At 61.8% G+C, this 17,129-nt stretch carries 15 protein-coding genes; 2 read left to right on the top strand and 13 right to left on the bottom strand.

All coding sequences use genetic code 11. The annotated features are described in order from the left end of the window. Window positions 1-31: 31 nt before the first annotated feature. From Q0X23_RS08595 to Q0X23_RS08540, 11 genes are all read right to left on the bottom strand, one after another. On the bottom strand, window positions 32-1,075 hold the full coding sequence (locus Q0X23_RS08595) for an SIS domain-containing protein (protein WP_297859921.1): 1,044 nt from the start codon (window positions 1,073-1,075) through the stop codon (window positions 32-34). Then, window positions 1,072-2,169, bottom strand: a complete 1,098-nt coding sequence (gene nagA, locus Q0X23_RS08590; RefSeq protein ID WP_297859920.1) for an N-acetylglucosamine-6-phosphate deacetylase — start codon at window positions 2,167-2,169, stop codon at window positions 1,072-1,074. Before nagA ends, Q0X23_RS08595 begins: the two co-directional genes overlap by 4 nt. Beyond that, a complete protein-coding gene (locus Q0X23_RS08585; RefSeq protein WP_297859919.1) occupies window positions 2,170-4,353 on the bottom strand; it encodes a glycoside hydrolase family 38 C-terminal domain-containing protein in 2,184 nt (727 codons plus the stop codon). Beyond that, the gene (locus tag Q0X23_RS08580) at window positions 4,274-5,341 is read right to left on the bottom strand and encodes a hypothetical protein (RefSeq protein WP_297859918.1); all 1,068 of its coding nucleotides are present in this window, start codon (window positions 5,339-5,341) and stop codon (window positions 4,274-4,276) included. The genes Q0X23_RS08585 and Q0X23_RS08580 overlap by 80 nt, the downstream gene beginning before the upstream one ends. After that, window positions 5,341-5,694: a DUF4127 family protein gene (locus tag Q0X23_RS08575; protein ID WP_374707452.1), complete on the bottom strand. Its 354-nt coding sequence runs from the start codon at window positions 5,692-5,694 to the stop codon at window positions 5,341-5,343. Before Q0X23_RS08575 ends, Q0X23_RS08580 begins: the two co-directional genes overlap by 1 nt. Window positions 5,695-5,708: 14 nt before the next feature. Then, a complete protein-coding gene (locus Q0X23_RS08565; protein ID WP_297859917.1) occupies window positions 5,709-6,896 on the bottom strand; it encodes a DUF4127 family protein in 1,188 nt (395 codons plus the stop codon). A gap of 219 nt (window positions 6,897-7,115) precedes the next feature. After that, window positions 7,116-8,000 carry a carbohydrate ABC transporter permease gene (locus Q0X23_RS08560; RefSeq protein ID WP_119341375.1) on the bottom strand — a complete coding sequence of 295 codons (885 nt, stop codon included), beginning with the start codon at window positions 7,998-8,000 and terminating at the stop codon, window positions 7,116-7,118. Next, complete coding sequence (locus Q0X23_RS08555; protein WP_297859916.1) at window positions 7,997-8,911, bottom strand: carbohydrate ABC transporter permease; 915 nt, start codon at window positions 8,909-8,911, stop codon at window positions 7,997-7,999. The genes Q0X23_RS08560 and Q0X23_RS08555 overlap by 4 nt, the downstream gene beginning before the upstream one ends. A gap of 82 nt (window positions 8,912-8,993) precedes the next feature. Next, a complete protein-coding gene (locus tag Q0X23_RS08550) occupies window positions 8,994-10,238 on the bottom strand; it encodes a sugar ABC transporter substrate-binding protein (protein WP_297859915.1) in 1,245 nt (414 codons plus the stop codon). 68 nt (window positions 10,239-10,306) lie between these two features. Continuing rightward, window positions 10,307-11,146 carry a MurR/RpiR family transcriptional regulator gene (locus Q0X23_RS08545; RefSeq protein ID WP_297859914.1) on the bottom strand — a complete coding sequence of 280 codons (840 nt, stop codon included), beginning with the start codon at window positions 11,144-11,146 and terminating at the stop codon, window positions 10,307-10,309. 93 nt (window positions 11,147-11,239) lie between these two features. Then, complete coding sequence (locus Q0X23_RS08540; RefSeq protein ID WP_297859913.1) at window positions 11,240-11,926, bottom strand: N-acetylmannosamine-6-phosphate 2-epimerase; 687 nt, start codon at window positions 11,924-11,926, stop codon at window positions 11,240-11,242. A gap of 146 nt (window positions 11,927-12,072) precedes the next feature. Here Q0X23_RS08540 and nagZ point away from each other — a divergent pair, with 146 nt between their 5' ends. Then, on the top strand, window positions 12,073-13,590 hold the full coding sequence (nagZ, locus tag Q0X23_RS08535; protein ID WP_297859912.1) for a beta-N-acetylhexosaminidase: 1,518 nt from the start codon (window positions 12,073-12,075) through the stop codon (window positions 13,588-13,590). Between the two features lie 439 nt (window positions 13,591-14,029). Continuing rightward, window positions 14,030-15,049, top strand: a complete 1,020-nt coding sequence (locus tag Q0X23_RS08530; protein ID WP_297859911.1) for a quinone oxidoreductase — start codon at window positions 14,030-14,032, stop codon at window positions 15,047-15,049. Window positions 15,050-15,117: 68 nt separating this feature from the next. On the opposite strand, the gene Q0X23_RS08525 is transcribed toward Q0X23_RS08530, so the two are convergent. Both Q0X23_RS08525 and Q0X23_RS08520 read right to left on the bottom strand, forming a co-directional pair. Next, the gene (locus Q0X23_RS08525; RefSeq protein WP_297859910.1) at window positions 15,118-16,542 is read right to left on the bottom strand and encodes a TRAP transporter large permease subunit; all 1,425 of its coding nucleotides are present in this window, start codon (window positions 16,540-16,542) and stop codon (window positions 15,118-15,120) included. Further along, window positions 16,543-17,100 (bottom strand): TRAP transporter small permease subunit, encoded by a 558-nt coding sequence (locus Q0X23_RS08520; RefSeq protein WP_297859909.1) that lies wholly within the window; start codon window positions 17,098-17,100, stop codon window positions 16,543-16,545. Window positions 17,101-17,129 lie beyond the last annotated feature (29 nt).

Here is a 17,129-nt window from a genome sequence, read left to right as displayed (position 1 = left end):
ATATATGAACAGGCACTGGGCGAAGAGCACGCTACCGTGTCCGCGTCACTTTGGACAGATTGCGCGGCGCATCGGGGTTGAGGCCCCGGGCCACCGAAAGCTCGGCGGCAAAGGGATAGAACGCCTGGGCCAGCAAAATTGAGTCCAGCACCGGGTGTACCTTGGTGGGCAGCGGCAGGGGGGTGTGGGCCAGATCCAGGGCCTCAGCCTCGGAGGAGGCCACCAGCAGGTGACCCCCTTTACCCCGCAGGTTTTCCAGCAAACCCACCATGCTGGGCAGGGGCTTGTCCCTGGGCACCAGTACCAGCAAGGGAAAATCGGGCTCCACCAGGGCCACCGGGCCATGGAGCAGTTCGGCCCCCGACAGGGCCTCGGCGTGGAAGGCGCTGGTTTCCTTGAGCTTGAGGGCGAGCTCGTTGGCCACAGCAAAGGCATAGCCGCGCCCCACCACCAGGCCATTATCGGCCTCCACCAGGGCCCCCAGACCCGCCTGCCAGTTGGCATGGGCCGCTTTATAAAGGGCCTCGGGCAGCATGGCCAGGGCCTCCTTGAGGGGCTTGTCCTCGGCCCAGGCAGCCACCAGCTGCGCCAACGAGGCCAGGGTGGCCAGGTAGCTCTTGGTGGCGGCCACGGCTTCTTCGGGCCCGGCCCACAGCGGCAGCACCACCTCGGCGGCCTGGGCCAGGGGCGAGTTTTCCTGGTTGACCAGGGCCAGCGTAAGAGCGCCGTCGCGCCGGGCCTGGCGGGTCACCTCGATCAGGTCGGGGCTCTGCCCCGACTGCGAGATGCTCACCACCAGGGCCCGGTGCAGGGCCAGGCGTTGACCGTAGACCGTGTGCACCGAGGGGATGGCCGAAGAACAGACCAGCCCCAGGAGGCTTTCGATGAGGTACTTGCCGTAAAGGGCGGCGTGGTCGGAGCTGCCCCGGGCGACCGTGAGCACAAAAGGCGGGGTATGGCGGCGCAAAAAGGTGCCCAGAAGTTCCATTTCGCTCTTGTTTTCCCGCAGGGCTTGTTCCACCACAGCGGGCGCCTGGTGAGCCTCCTTGAACATTTTGGTATCGACTGCCTTCATGCAACTTCCCTCAGCTTCTGACCCCGAATATAAACTTCCAGCACCCGAAGTTGCTCGTCCAGTACCACCAGGTCGGCGGGCATACCCACTTCCAGGCCGGCCTCCCATCCGATGTACTGTGCGGCAAGCCCTGAGGTCATCCGTACCACCTCGGGCCAGGCAAAACCCCAGCCGCGTAGGTTCTGGACGGCCTTATCCAGGGTGAGGGCGCTTCCGGCCAGGGTGCCATCGGCCAGGTAGACCCCCTGATCCTTTTTGTAGACTTTATGACGACCCAGACGGTATTCTCCCTCGAGCATCCCAGCTGCCGCAACCGCGTCGGTGACGGTATAGGTGCGGGGAATGGACTTCCAGGCTGCGCGAACCGCCGCCGGGTGGACGTGCAGCCCATCGGGGATGATTTCGGCCCATTCGGCGCGCTCGAGGGCCAGCCCCACCACGCCCGGCTCGCGGTGGTGCAGGGGGGTCATGGCGTTGTAAAAGTGCGTAAAACCCTGGGCTCCGGCCTCAAAACCTGCTTTGGCCTGAGCATAGGTCGCTTCTGTATGGCCCTGTTGCACCCGCACCCCCTCAGCTTTGAGGAAGGTTATCAGCTCGAGCGCCCCCGGCAGTTCGGGGGCCAGCGTGACCACCCGGATGGGGGCCAAAGCGAGCAGCCGTCGCATGGTTTCCAGGCTTGGGAGCAGGGTGTAGGGTGGCTGGGCGCCCAGTTTTTGCGGGCTGATGAAGGGGCCTTCGAGGTGCACCCCCAGCACCCGCGCCTCGCCGGGACCGGGGTTCTCCACCACGGCAGCAATGCCCTCAAGGGCGCTCTCGAGGTCGGGCAGTGGTGCCGTGACGGTGGTGGCCAGCAGGGCCGTCGTGCCGTGCCGGGCGTGGAAGCGGGCCATCTGCCGCACCGCGGCCTCCCCTTCCATGCAGTCCACGCCCCCTCCCCCATGCACGTGCAGATCCACAAACCCCGGCAGGATGTAGCGCGAAGGAACACCCTCGGTAGAAGCGAGTGGAACAATGGCTTTGATGTGTGCATCAAACTCTACCTGGCCTAGGTAGGCCAGGTTGGAGGTGACGAGGGTTCCTGCCAATCGTGTCATCTATACCTCCAGTTTCAGGCTGATCACTTGATAGGGCGTATAGGCCAGCGCCAGATGGCCGTTTTGCAGGAGAAGATCCTCCTCGAGGTCTTCCAGCAGATTGACCCGGCTCGCCTTGCGAATGCCCAGGGAACTAAGGTCGAGCTCCAGCACACCGCGCCCGCCATGGGCCTCGTAGAGCCGCAGGATATAACCGAAGCCCGTCTCGGCCCGCTTGAAAGCAGCCACCCGCAGGCCGCCTTGCGACAAGCGCAAAAACTGCCGGATAGGAGGCTGCCCACCCGCATGCACAGGCAGGGCCAGGGGCCGCAAAGGCGCTGCAAAGTCTTCGGCCTCGGCCACCGTGCCCGTTCGCCAATCGCCGGGGTGCGGGTAAAGGGCATAGGTGAAGGCGTGTTCGCCCACATCGGCCAGGGGGTCAGGCCAGAGGGGGCCGCGCAGAAGCGAGAGGCCCAGCACGTTGGCGTGTGCGCTGTAGCCGTGCTTGTACCCTCCCAGCAGGCTGACCCCGTAGCCCGCCTCGCTCAGGTCGGCCCAGCGCAGAGCGGGCACCTCGAAACGGGCCGCATCCCAGGCGGTATTGGCGTGGTTGGGCCGGGCCAGGGCCCCAAAGGCGGTATCGAACCAGGCTTCGTGGGTACGCACGTTCAGGGGGAACAAGGCCCTTAGCAAGGTACGGCGCTCCTGCCAGTGCATTCTGGTTTCGATTTCCAGGCGGCGGGAACCCCCCCAGAGCCAGTAGATTTGCTCGAGGCTCGAGGCCCCCAGTTTGCGCTCCACCCAGATACCGGCCCGCAAAGGGCCCGCTTCGATGAGCTTGACCTCGCTGGCCGCAATCTCGTGGCCCTCTCGCATATATGAGGCATCCACATCCCAGGCCTCCCAGTAGCGCGGCACATCGGTATAGGCCCAGATTTGGTTACCGCGCCCGGCCAGCACTTCCCGCCGGTGGTCTTTGTCGTATAGGCGAGCCAGGGTGCCATCGGGCGCCACTTCCAGGCGCAGGTGCTGGTTCTCCAGCACACGGCCCTGCCCGTTCACCCGCACAGTGGGGGTTCGGCGGGCCTCCAGGTGGGCTACCACGGCCAGAGCCAGATAACCCATGGCCGGCACGGTCTGGTCGGCCGCAATCAGGATGTGGGAGCCGGCCTCCTGGTAGGGCACCTCATCGCCGGTGGCCGTAAGCAGGCGAAAAAACTGCTCGGTTGGCCGCTCCATCTGTAGCCGCAGGGGGCGCGCCGTGGTGCCCAGGTTCCACACCATCAGATGGGCTAAGGCCTCCGGGTGCACCTTGCGCACGTCGGTGGAAAGCAAGCCTAGGGCTTCCTGGCGCAATTCCTCGGCCTGAACCAGGGCCATCTGGAGGCTTTCGGCGGCCTCCTGAGATACGCTATGGATGGACGAGCCCGGCAGGATGTCGTGGAACTGGTGCAACAGCAAAACCTTCCAGAAGGCCTGCAGGTTCTGAGCCGGGTAGCGAGGCTCGTCTATGGCCAGCCGGGGGTCGAGGGGCTTGAGCGAGGCCAGGGCCCAGGCCATCTCGGCCTCCAGCAGGGTTTGCTCGAGGCGCCGGTTGAGCTCTTTGAGCCGGGCCTGGGTGGTGTAGGTTGCCCGGTGCAGCTCGAGGTAGAGCTCACCCACCCAGACAGGTAACGGCGGTGCGGATTCTTCCAGCCTCTGGTAGAAGTCCTCCACCCGACCCATCTCCAGCCGGGGCAGGCCGGGAAACTCGCGGTAGCGCTCAAAGCGCTCGAGCATGGGGGCGCTGGGGCCGCCACCTCCATCGCCGTAGCCAAAGGTAAGGAGCGAGGTGTCGTGGTGGCGCTTGCCCTTGAAGTTTTTCCAGGTACCGCATAAGTCCAGGGCCTCGAGGCGGCCGTTGTAGCTTTCGTTGGGGTTCCAGAAAGCGTGCGCCAGCACCCTCGAGCCGTCCAGCCCCTCCCACTGCCACAGGTCGTGGGGAAAGGGGTTGGTCTCGTTCCAGTTCAGCTTGGTGGTGAAAAAGTAAGGCAGCCCCCCCTGTTGCAGAAGCTGGGGTAGGTTGCCGGTAAAGCCAAAGGTGTCGGGGAGCCAGGCTACGCGGGCCCTTTTGCCAAACTTCTGTTCAAAGTAGCCCTGCCCATAGAGCATCTGCCGCACCCAGGACTCCCCCGAGAGCAGGTTGCCGTCGGGCTCGACCCACATCCCCCCCACCAGCTCCCAGCGGCCCTCCTGCTACCCTGGCCCTGACCTGCTCAAACAAAGCCGGGTCGTCGGCCTCGAGCCAGGCATAGGCCTGGGCGCTGGACTGGTTGAAGTAAAGCCCGGGGTAGCGCTCCATCAGGTGCAGCACGGTAGCAAAGGTGCGGCGAATCTTGCGCCGGGTCTCGGCGATGGGCCAGAGCCAGGCCAGGTCGATGTGGGCATGGCCCGAGAGCAAGAGCCGCCCCACCGAGGGGTAGCGCGAGCGGATGTGTCCAATGGCCTGCTGGAGAAAGAGGCGGGCCTCCTCCAGGCTCTGCCGGTGTTCGGCCTCCAGGGGCAGGCCCGGCCCGGCAAAGCGCCACTCCTCCCACAGCTTGGCGGTTTCCTGGGCCCAGACCGATCGCTCGAGCTGGTTCAGGTAAGCCCGGGCCGGGCCGCGCGGTAGGCGAACGCGGGCAAAGGTCTCGCTCAGCGCGTCCAGCAAAAGCTGCAGCCAGGTCAGGTCTGTACATGGGGCAGGGCCTCCAGCACAGCCCGCAGCTCCGCACAAAAGCGCACGCACCTGCAGATCCGGCACCAGAAGCGTGGCTTCCTCGAGCCGGGGCGCGGCCACCGGACTGCCAAATAGTCCCCTGGGCACAGCCTCGACCTCGAGCTGCACCCCCTCTCCCCCCTGGGCCTGCACCAGCAGGGGGTACTCGGTGTGATAAGGGTTGAGCCCCCCCAGGGGTTGACCGCCTGCCAGCAACAAACCTTCCCCCCCCGGCTTTATCCGGATCCAGACCGGTTTTCCGGCCCAGGCAGGGGGTAGCGCGGCCTCAAAAAAAAGCCGAACCGGAAAACCCAGGTCGGGCCAGGGGTCGCCCGGCTTCAGGGGCACCCGGGGGCCACCGGGCATCTGGAATTCGCCCATCAGGGGCAGGACTTCCAGGTCTTGCCAGGCCGATAGCTCCTTCCAGCGAACCCACAGGCGCTGCAACCCCTCCATCACCCCTCCTCTCGAACCAGCCGCAAAGGGAACACCCCGGTAAACAGGCGCGGCCAGGCCAGCCGGGGCCGCCCCCAATCCAGCCGAACCCCCGGCAGGGCGGGGGCAAAGTACTGCTGCCAAAGGCTTTGGGCCAGCGGGGTCAGGCGCTGGTCGATGGCGAGTTCGGCTCCCCACTGCAATTCGGCCAGGTCGTAGGGGCTGGGGGGCTTACCCAGTTCCTCGGTCAGCTTTTGGTGCACCTCCGCGCGCACCCGGCTCTGGTAGAGCCAATCGTCTACCAGGCGGGAAAAGTTGGCCTCAGCCAGCGAGACCGGGTCGTCGCCAAAAAGGGCGCATACCCCCGCTCGCAATGGCGCTGCCCAGGCTATTGCCGGCGGTGTTCCAGGCCGCAAAGCCCCCCAGCGACGGGCAGGTTGACCGCCTGGAGCAGAAGCTGCATGAAGCGGTTCTCTGCACCGTTGGCATAGGCCACGTCGGCCACCGCAACCAGCCGGCCGACAGCCTGGTCCCCGACCAGCCGGTCTATAAGCTCGGGCAGGTGGCGCTCGGCGGTGTCCACCGTCTCGTAGTCGGGCTGGCGCTGGGCCTGCCGGGTGGCCGGTGCGTTCACGGCCAGGATCAGATCGGCCTGCTCGGTGCTCTGCACCGCCACGCACCCCGCCGCCCGCAGGTGGGCCTTGACCAGTTCGCCCAGGGGCCGGTCTTCGTAGAGCATCGCTGCCTGGGGGGCCAGCACCGAAGGGTAGCGCACCAGCACCTTGGTCTTGCGACCGGCATGGTTGAGCAGGGCCCGGGCCAGCAGCGTACAGGCGGCCTCGTCGGCCCCAGGGTAGATATCGGCCTCGCCCCACAGGCCCAGTTCGTCCAGGCGGGCCTCGAGCCGCCGGCGGTCGCGGGCGGCCAGGCTGTAGGGGGTGGTGTCGTCCAGGGTCAGGGCCAGGTACTCCAGCACCCCCTCGTTGAGCAGGTCAATGGCCGCGAGGTGCAGGGCATGGTTGCGCTCGCGGGTGGCCAGCCAGTCCTGCAAAACCTCTTTGGGCAGGTGCAGCCGGGCCCGGTCCAGTTCCATCGGGGCATCGCCCGGTTCCTGTCCGGCGGCCTCTTTGCGCTCGAGGCGATCCATCCATTCCGAGTACTTGCGTAAGAGCGGGCCCCATTCGCCGTAGTAGGGCTTTTCCTCCAGGGGGTCGTTGTCATGGGCTACCCGCACAATCACCCCGTGGGCCAGAATGCGCAGGTGCGGACTTCTTTGCTTGATCTCGCGCAGCACCTCGAGCCTTGGCAACACCTCTTCCAGGGGGTCCGAAACCCGCCGGGCCGGAATCATACCGCCCAGGGCGAGGGTCTCCAGGGTCACGATGGCGGCATCGGCAGCAGGGGCCTCGCGCCGCAGCCACTCCGCCAGGGCTGCTGTGTTGCCCGGCTGGTTCATCTTGTTCAGGATTTCGATTGGGGGCGAACGCATCTCCAGCCCGGCCACCCGCGCCAGTTGGTGGGGTAGCTCGAGGGTCACGGGTCTGGTATCGGCAGGTAGCAACAGAACGCGCTTCATAGGTCGGACGCCACTCTAAAACCCAATCTACCCGAACCCACCTGCAAAAGGGCAGCCGTCCGGTGCGCCATAAGAAAGCCCATAGGTGGTTTCCGATAAATAAGCCAGGGTGTGTGGAGCACCAGATTGTATCACTCTGGCAGTGATCTGACCCCCATGATTTGCACCCATCGGCCACAATTGACAGCTATTGGCTATCTGCTATCAGCCAAATTTGCCCTAACCCTTCACGGCGCCCTCGAGGCCCCGCATGAAGAAGCGCTGAGCCAGGAAAAAGACCACCAGCACAGGAATCATCATAATCATGGCCCCGGCTGCCACGTTGAACACATCGTAGTTGAACTGGCCCTTGAGCTTCAGGATGGCCACCGACATGGGCAACAGATCATCATTGGTCAGGAGGGCCACCGAGGGCCAGAAAAAAGCGTTCCAGGTGCCCACCAGGGTAAAGATGCCCAGCGCCGTCAGCGAGGGCACCGACAGGGGAATCATCACCCGCCACAAAATCTGGAGCTCACTGGCCCCGTCTATGCGGGCGGCCTCCATCAGCGTGCCAGGAATGGCCAGATACGCCTGTCGCATCAGAAAAATGCCAAATGCGGTGGCGATGATGGGCAGCACTACCCCGGCATACGTGCCCAGCAACCCCAGGTCGCGCAGCGTAAGCACATTGACGATAAAGGCAATCTCGGTCGGCAGAACCAGCGTTGCCACAATGGCCCCAAAAATCAGACCCCGGCCCGGAAACTGCAGCCGGGCCAGCGGATAGGCTGCCAGCGCCGAGACCACCAGGGTTCCAACCACCGTCAGAGCGGTGATGATCACCGAGTTGAGGAAATACTTCCCCAGGTTGAGCTTGGTAATCACCTCGAAAAAATTGCCCAGCGTGACGGCTGGCGGGAACAAGCTTTTGGGAAAGTCGTAGATGCTGATGCCGCTGGCCTGTTTGTCGGTGATGGAGATGGCCAAGGTCCAGAGGAAGGGAAAAATGGCAAAACCCAGAATGACAAGCATCAGCGCGTAGCTCAGGCTGATGCGCAGCCCCTTGCGCAGGGCGGCTTTTGCCCGCATACGGGCGGCTTCCTGGGTTTGTACTGGGCTCATCGCTCACCCCTTTCCTCGCGGGTGAGCCGGAAATTGATGTAGCTCAAAGCGAACCCCACCAGCGCTATCAGCAGCCCGGCCGCCCCAGCCACGCCAAAGTTGGCATTGAGCATGTTGCCCCAGCTCTTGTTGTACACGTAGAGCAAGGCCGTATAGGTGCTGTTGAGCGGCCCCCCGCTGCCGCCGGTGAAGACGATGATTTCCTCGAGGACCCGGATGGCCGCAATCGTGGAGAGCAGGCTACACAGGAGCAGGGTCGGGCGCATCAGCGGCACGATAATCAGCCAGAAGCGCTGCCAGGCCGTTGCCCCATCCAGGGTAGCGGCCTCCTCGAGCTCCGCCGGAATGCTCTGCAGCCCGGCCAGATAGAGCACCATGTAGTAGCCAAAGCCCCGCCAGAAGGTCACCAGCATGATGGCCCACAGGGCCGTATGTTCGTTGAGCAACCAGTTGAACCGCCCTTCGGCATTAATCAGGTTCAGGAGCTGCAAAGACCAGTTTAGAAAGCCCTCTTTCTGAAAAATCCACTCCCACATCACCGCCGCCAGCGAGATAGAAGTTACCACCGGGATGTAGTAGCCCACGCGAAAAAAAGCCATCAGGGGGAGTTTCTGATTGACCAGCACGGCCACCGCCAGCGAGGCAATTTGCAATAGGGGCACCACCAGCAGGTATTTCAGCGAGTTGAGGATGCCGGTCTGGAACAGGGGGTCGCCCAGCACAAACTGGAGGTTCTTGAGCCCCACCCAGCGCGGCCCCTCCCCCGAAGCCAGGTCGGCCACGGTATAGTCGGTAAAGCCTAAATAGGAACCGTAGAACACCGGATAAAAGGTAAACAGCCCCATCAGTACCAGGGCCGGCGCTAAAAAGGCATAGGCAATGAGGGTGGCGGTCAAGGCCTGTCGTTTCATATAACGCCCTTGACTGATAGCTGATAGCCTATGGCTAAAAAAATACCGCCAGCTATCAGCTATCAGCTATAGACTCATTAGCTCACTTCGCGTTGGCGTTCCAGAAGGCTACGGCATCGTCGAGGGCCTGCTTGGCAGTCTTGCGTCCCAGGAAAGCCGCCTCGATGTTGTCGTTGAAGTTCTTGTAAATGTCGTCGGTGTTCTTGGGAGGCTTGAAGCCGGGGTTAATCAGGCGGCCCGAGGCGGAGTTCATGCCTTTACCGATCTCGAGCGGGTCGTTGCTCTTGGCCTTGAGGCCGGGGTCGTTCTCTGAGCCCGCTGCCGTGGAAACGATGGGCACCACGTTGGCAAACTTGACCTGGTTGGTGCGGTTGGTCACGAAGAGGGCAAAGCGGATGGCTGCGCTCTGGTTCTTGGAGGCGCGGGGCACCACCAGGCTCATGGCCCCGCCGGTCTGGATGCCGGCCTTGCCCAGGGGCGCAGAGGCAATGCGGGTTTTGGCATAGAGGTCGGGGTTGGCCTCCTTGACGCGGTTGAGGGTAGTAGGGGCGCCCACCACTATGGCCGCCTTACCCTGGCTATACAGCTCATTGGAAAGCTGGAAGGCTTCCTTGCGCAAAAGCTCTTGTGGGATGACGTCGCTCTTCATGGCGTCCACGTACTTCTGCAACAGGGCCACGTGGGCAGGCGAGTTAAAAGCCGCCTTGCCGTCTTTGTCGTAGACTGGTAACCCCTCCAGGAAGAAGCGGCCCAGGAAGCTGGCTCCGTTGGGGTCTTTAACCGGGGGCAGCCAGCCATAAGCACCGGTGGCTTGCTTGATACGGGCCGAGGCCGCCAGCAGGTCATCGGTGTTGCGAATAGTGCGTACATCTACACCGGCTTTTTGTAGCAGATCAGGGTTGTACATCATGACCCCCTGGTCGAGCCAGCCATACCAGGGCAGCCCATACACCTGACCATCCATTACGAACATGTCCAGCACATTGGGGTAGTAGAGCTGGTTGAGCACGTTGCGGTTGACCAGCTGGGTGATGGGGGTAAGAATTTTGTTCTGGGCCGCCGCAAAGGTGGAGTCCTGCCACAGGTTGACCACATCAGGCGCTTTACCCAAAGCCACCGCCGCAGTCAGGTCGCGCTCCATGGTGTCCTGTTTGTCTACCCAGCGTACCTTAATGGTGGGGTTTTCCTTCTCGAAATCGGCGATGGTGCTCTTGATGTAGTTGTCGAAGTTGGGGCTCAGGTAGTACGTCCAGAACTCTATCTGGGTCTGGGCCAGCGCGCTCAAGCTGAGCGCCAACACCGATGCTGTTAACCAACGCTTGAACATATTTTCTCCTCCTGCGATTGCTATCAGGTCGGGCCTGAGTTAGCCAAACGAAATGCGCCCATCCGACATCAGTAGTTCCTGTCGGCTACCGCCGCCGCAGTACGGGCGATAAAGTCGGCGGCTTGCTTTCTGCGCAGCGCCACCAGGGTATAAAGCAAGTCCAGCACCAGAAGCTGCCCCATTTTGGCCGTTACCGAACCGCCCGTCAGGGGGCTTTCGGCCACCGAAGTAACCAGCACCACATCGGCAAAACGGGCCACCGGGCTTCGGGTGCGCTGGGTAATGGCCAGGGTAGCTGACCCCGACCGCTTAGCAACTTCAAGGGCTTTAACGGTATCTATGGTTGTGCCGGAGCGGGTGATGCCAATGGCCAGGGCTTTCTTGTCCAGCGTAGCTGCGGCCATCGCCGCCATATGAGGATCGGGATAGGCCTGGGTGGTATAGCCCAGGCGCATGAACTTGTAGGCGAAGTCCTGGGCGGTTATTCCCGAGGCGCCCACGCCATAGATGTCGATGCGCTGAGCGCGAAAAATCAGGTCTACCGCCATGTTTACCAGTTTCAGATCTACCAGGCGGGAGGTGTCCTCGAGGGCCTGTTTGGCATGGTGAGTGACGTACTCGAGCGCCTCCTGAGGGGTTCTGGGGTTATCCTGCGGCCCCAGCCCCACCGGGCTCGCGGCCAGGTCGGAGGCCAGGGCCAGCTTGAACTCCTGAAAGCCGCTAAAGCCCAGGTCGCGGCAGAAGCGAATCACGCTGGCTTCGGACGACCCCGAGGCCTCGGCCACTTCCACCACCGTCTGGTAGAGCAGCTTTTCGGGGTTTTCCTGCACATAGCGGGCAATCTTGCGCAAGGCCGGGGTCATCTCACCCCCCAGGCTTCGCAATAAGGCCAAAGCACCGTTAGGCATAGCCTGGCCCTCTCTGGTCATCCATGGCCGAAGTTCGGGGCCCTGGGGTCCCGATACCATCCCAAGCTTTGGTACTACGTTTCTGCACCCCTGTCATTGAGCCACCTTTTTCAAAGCATCCACAAAACCTTGCGTGACCCACTCCAAGCGGGTTAGGGCCGTACCCACCGTGACCGCAAAAGCCCCTGCCTCCAGGGCCTGCCGGGCCTGAAGGGGGGTGGCAATCCGGCCCTCGGCAATCACCCTGACCCCTCGCCTGGAAAGCGCGCGCACCAGTTCCAAATCCGGGCCTTCCAGCTTGGGCGAGTAGTCGGTGTAGCCCGACAGGGTAGTGCCCACCATGTCGGCCCCCTGCTGGTAGGCCGCCAGGCCCTCTTGCAGCGTCGAGATGTCGGCCATTGCCAGGCAACCCTGGGCATGGATGGCTTCGATCATCGTCCCCATTCCTTCCGGGCGCGGGCGTTGGGTGGCGTCAAACGCTACGATATCGGCCCCCCGCTCGGCCAGAGCCAGCACATCGGACAGCTCGGGGGTGATGTAGACCGGCGAGCCTACCACTTCACGCTTAACCAGGCCAATAATCGGTACCGCGACCGCCCCCCGAACTGCCTCTAAATCGGCCAGTCCCTCGATGCGTACCCCCACCGCCCCACCGGCCACAGTAGCTTGGGCCAAGGCGGCTACCAGAGCCGGGTGATCCAGAGGCCCACCCCGCACTGGCTGGCAGGAGGCAATCAAGCCATGGCGAAGCTGCTCGAGGATTTGCGCTTGATTCAGCAAGGATACTCCCTTTTTGAAGTTTTACTCTAACATTTAAATTACATTCTGAAGTAATATTCTGTCAAATCGGGTTGTTCAGTATGTTAAGAGACCCAGACTTTTTGCAAACTTTCTTAGCCCGACACCCCTACGATGAAGAGGTGCTTATGGAAAGCCTGTATCTCGCCACCAGCCTAATGATGGTAGACATCCCCGGCCCCACCCTGGATGCCGCCACCCGCGCCCACCTCGAGCGCTACCGCTTTGGGGGGGTCTGCTTGTTTCGTAAAAACATCCAGAACCCCGCACAGGTACGTGAGCTGGTGGCCGATATTCGAGCGGTTTTAGGGCCCCAGGTCTGGATTGCCGTTGACCAAGAAGGCGGGGCCGTGCAGCGCGTGCTGGAACTGGCCCAGGCACCTGCCCCGATGGCCCTGGGCGCCATAGGGGACGCCAAAACCGCCGAGGCCGTGGGGGCTGCGGTGGGCCGCGCACTCATCTCGCTGGGCATCAACTGGAACTTTGCCCCCTCGGTGGACGTGAACACCAACCCCAAAAATCCGGTGATTGGCGACCGCAGTTTTGGCTCCGACCCCAAAAAGGTCGCCCGGCTGGCGCTGGCCTGGGCCCGGGGCCTCGAGGGGGCCGGGGTGATGGCCACGGTCAAACATTTTCCCGGACACGGCGACACCTTCCTGGACTCACACCTCGACCTGCCGGTAGTGAATAAACCGCTGGAGGAACTCGAGCGCACCGAACTCTATCCCTTTCGTAAGGCCGTACAAGCCCACATCAGCGCCATCATGAGCGCTCACATTCGCTTCCCTGCCCTGGACAAGCAGTATCCCGCCACGCTCTCGGAAAAAATCCTGACCCGCTTCCTTCGCAAAAAGCTAAGCTTCAAAGGCATCATCGTCACCGACGCGCTGGACATGAAAGCCATCACCCAGCACTACTCGGTGGGCGAGGCGGCGGTCAAAAGCCTTCAGGCTGGGGCCGACATGATCTTGTCGCTGGGCAAACCCGAGGTGCATATCGCCCAGGCCACTGCCATCCAGGAGGCCCTAGAAAAGGGTCAACTATCCAGGGAAGGCGCTCAGCAGAGCCAGCACCGGCTAAAGGCGGCCACACAACGGTTTCCCGGTTTACCCAGGAGCTACTCCGCCACCCAGCAGAAAAAAGATCAAACGCTGATGGAGCAAGTAGCCCTCCGAAGCATTACCCCATACCGGCAACCCGTGCGTCCCCGGCGCTCAGACCGAATTTTGCTGGTCTCCGCAGGCAGCACCTTCGAAGCAGGCCCCTATGGCGAGACCATCGCTGTTCAGGACTTTGCCGAACTGCTCAAAACCCGCTTCGCCAGGATCGGTCAGTTCGTTTACAACCCCCAGAAAGCCGAAGAGTTCAAGGGCGAGTTGGAAAAGGCAGCTACCCAGGCCGACTACCTGCTGGTGGTCTCGGTCGGTCGGGGCAGCCTGAGCCCCCAAGAAGCCCAGCTACTCAAACACGCCTTCACCTTGGGCAAACGGGCTACCCATATCGCCCTATGGAACCCCTACCATATCTTGAGTCTGCGCAAACCGGCCTTCGTGACCTACGGCTTCCGGGCTCCCACCCTGAAAGCGCTGGTCAAGGTGCTGGGCGGAGCACAGGCCAGGGGTCGGCTGCCGTTCAAACTTCGCTAGTGGTGTTGCCCCCTAGTCGAGGGTCCAGGGTCAAGGGCCATAGGCTGTTGAAGCTGGGCCAGGTTGAACGGGTCAACTTCGGGATGCCGGTGAGGTCGGTTTGCGATTGGATTCGAGAAACCGCCCTTCTGACGATGTCATCACCCGCTTCACCTAGTGCACGGGTAACTTATTTTTCGGCATGTTTTAGAGCACGTTGATTGCCCATAATTGCGATGTGCGGCCAATTTGGGAGTCACTAAAGTGCATAATGAATTCTTGGTTACCAGACCACCAGGGGGCTATTGCCCGAAACCGCCCTGGGGTTACAGAACCCAAAGCTTATTCCCAAGAAGTACATCAAAACTGCTCCGGAAACACCCAGGCACAGGCTATTGGCTCTATTGGAGCTTTCAGCCTTCCGCTTTCGGCAATAGGCCTTCCGCTATAAGCTATCCCTATGAAAGCCATCCGCGTTCACCAGCCCGGCGGCCCCGAGGCCATGCAGTTAGAGGACATACCCACGCCTACCCCTGGCGAGGGCCAGGCGCTGGTACGACTTCAGGCCATTGGGGTCAACTTCATTGACACCTACAAGCGCTCAGGTCTCTACGCTGTCCCCACCCCTTTCACCGTGGGCGAGGAAGGGGCCGGAGTGGTAGAAGCAGTGGGGCCTGGTGTAGAAGGCATCCGCCCTGGCGAGGTGGTGGTCTATTCCAATGTTCAGGGCAGTTATGCCGAGTATGCCTTAGTGCCTGCCGATAAGTTGGTCAAAGTACCGGTGGGTTTGGATCCCAAAGTGGCTGTTGCCGGGATGCTCCAGGGCATGACCGCCCACTACCTGGCCTATAGCACCTATCCGCTCAAAGCGGGTGAAACTTGCCTGATCCACGCGGGTGCGGGCGGGGTGGGGCTACTTCTCATTCAGATGGCCAAGATGATCGGAGCTACGGTAATTTCTACCGCTTCCACCGAAGAAAAACGTGCTTTGGCTAAAGATGCCGGTGCCGATTATGCCCTGCCCTACGAGGGTTTCGACCAGAAGGCCCGCGAAATAACCGGCGGAAAGGGCGTGGATGTGGTCTACGACGGCGTGGGGCAGTCTACCTGGGAGGGTAGCCTGAACAGCCTGCGGATTCGGGGCATGTTGGCCCTGTACGGCCAGAGCAGCGGGCCGGTGGCGCCCTTCAACCCTCAAATCCTGAACCAGAAGGGCGGCCTATTCCTTACCCGGCCCTCCCTCTGGCACTACACCCAAACCCGCGAGGAGCTCGAGTGGCGGGCTGGTGACGTAATGCGCTGGGCTTTAGAGGGCAGACTCAAAATTCGTATCGGCGCAGAGTTTCCCCTGACCCAGGCGGCCCAGGCCCACATCGCATTGCAAGGACGCAAAACCACCGGCAAGGTGCTGCTTATACCAGATTCGGTTAATTCGTCACCAAAGGGTGACGAATTAACCCGACCGAAGGGAGTGCTCTAAGATTCAAAAAGACAGCCTCTGGTGTTTTTTGGTTTTGTAAACTGTCTTTTTGAATCCGGTATTATTCCTTAGCCGCCGGGTGTGCCTCGCAGGGAAGGCAGCCAACTGCTTAGCGATGGAAAAGCGATGGTAATAATCAGCACCAGTATCTGCACAGCGATGAAGGGAATGACCCCGCGGTACATATCGGTGGTCTTGACCTCCGGCGGGGCCACCCCGCGCAGGTAAAACAAGGCGAAGCCAAAAGGCGGTGTAAGGAAGCTGGTCTGGAGGTTCATGGCCAGGATGATGCCAAACCATAAAAGCTTCCCTTGTACAAAGGCTTCTGTGGAAAGGTCGTAGTTGCCGGCCATTTGCAAAGCCTCGGCCTGGGCCCGCCAGATGGCCTCCGCTGCCGGGAGCACCAGCGGCACAATAATGAAGGCAATCTCGAAGAAGTCTATGAAGAAGCCCAGCACAAAAACCAGCACCATCACGAAAACAATGAAGCCCACCTCACCTCCCGGCAAAGCTACCAGGATGTCCTTGACCAACTTGTCGCCCTCGAGGCCCCTGAATATCAGACTAAAAGCAGTAGCCCCAATCAGGATAAAAATCACCATGCTGGTGAAGCGGGCGGTTTCCACCACCGCATCGCGGAAAACCTTCCAGCTCAGACGGCGATAGAAGGCTGCCATAATGAGCGCCGCCACCGAGCCCACCGCCCCTGCTTCTGTAGGGGTGGCAATACCAAAGAAAATACTGCCCAGCACAAACAAAATTAGCAGAACCGGCGGCACCATGGCCACGATAGCCCGCCGTCCCAGTTCCCAGCCCTTGTAGGGCCGGGCTTCGGGCGGCAGGGCCGGGGCCATCTTGGGCCTTACCAGGGCCACCAGGGCCACCAGCAACACCAGAGCGCCGGAGAGCATCAGACCGGGTATCAGGGCCCCCAAAAACAGATCCCCCACGCTGACACCCAGCTGGTCGCCTAACACCACCAGCACAATGCTGGGCGGGATAATCTGGCCCAGCGTTCCCGAGGCCGCAATCACCCCGGTAGCCAGAGGCTTGCTGTAGCCATACTTGAGCATCACCGGCAGGGAAATCAGACCCATGGCCACCACGGTGGCGGCTACCACCCCCGTAGTTGCGGCCAAAAGAGTACCCACCAGCACCACCGCAATAGCAACGCCCCCTCTTACCGGGCCAAAGAGCTGCCCCACCGTATCCAGGAGCTGCTCAGCGAGCTTGGATTTCTCTAAAATAAGCCCCAGAAATATGAAGTAGGGGATGGCCAGCAGGGTGTAGTTGGACATGATGCCAAAGATGCGCTGGGGCAGGCTGCCCACAAAGCGCAGGTCAAACTCACCGATGGCAATTCCAACTGCGCCAAAGATGAGCGCCACCCCCCCCAGGGCAAAGGCCACGGGGTAACCGGTAAAGATGAGCACCAGGGCCCCCAGAAACATGGCTCCGCCCAATAGTTCGACACCGCCGCCCTGCAAAACCATCTAGGCAACCTCCCCTTTGGCTTCGTGGGGCAGGCGGGGCAGCACCCCCCGTAGGAAAGCCAGGTTCTTAATGAACTCCGACAGCCCCTGCAATGCCAGCAAGACGAAAGCAGGCAACAGCATCAGTTTCAGCGGCCAGCGCGGCAGGCCCCCTGCGTCCGAGGACATCTCGCGCACCTGTACGGAGAAGCTAACCAGGGGCAGGCTAACATAAAAAAGCACCAGCGCAAATGGAACCAGAAACAGGATGGAACCGAGCATATTGACCCAGGCCCGACCCCGCTCGCCCAGGCGGGCATAGACCACATCGACCCGAATATGGCCATCGTGCTTGAGCACATAACCTACCATCAGCAAGAAGATGAGCGAGAAAATGTACCACTGAAGCTCGAAGTAGGTGTTCGAGGCCAGTCGAGTGCCCACCGACTTATCGAGGCTCCGTCCGATGGCGTTGTAGGCGCCTATGGCCACCATCGGCACCACCAGCCACAGCACTACGCGCCCCACCCACTCATTGACGGTGTCTATCAGCCTGGATACTGTAAGCAGCAACTGCACCTAGCACCCCCTCGAGGTAACCCTACCGG

This window comes from Meiothermus sp. (genome assembly GCF_026004115.1).
GTDB lineage: Bacteria > Deinococcota > Deinococci > Deinococcales > Thermaceae > Meiothermus.
This window is presented reverse-complemented; position numbering and strand designations above follow the sequence as displayed.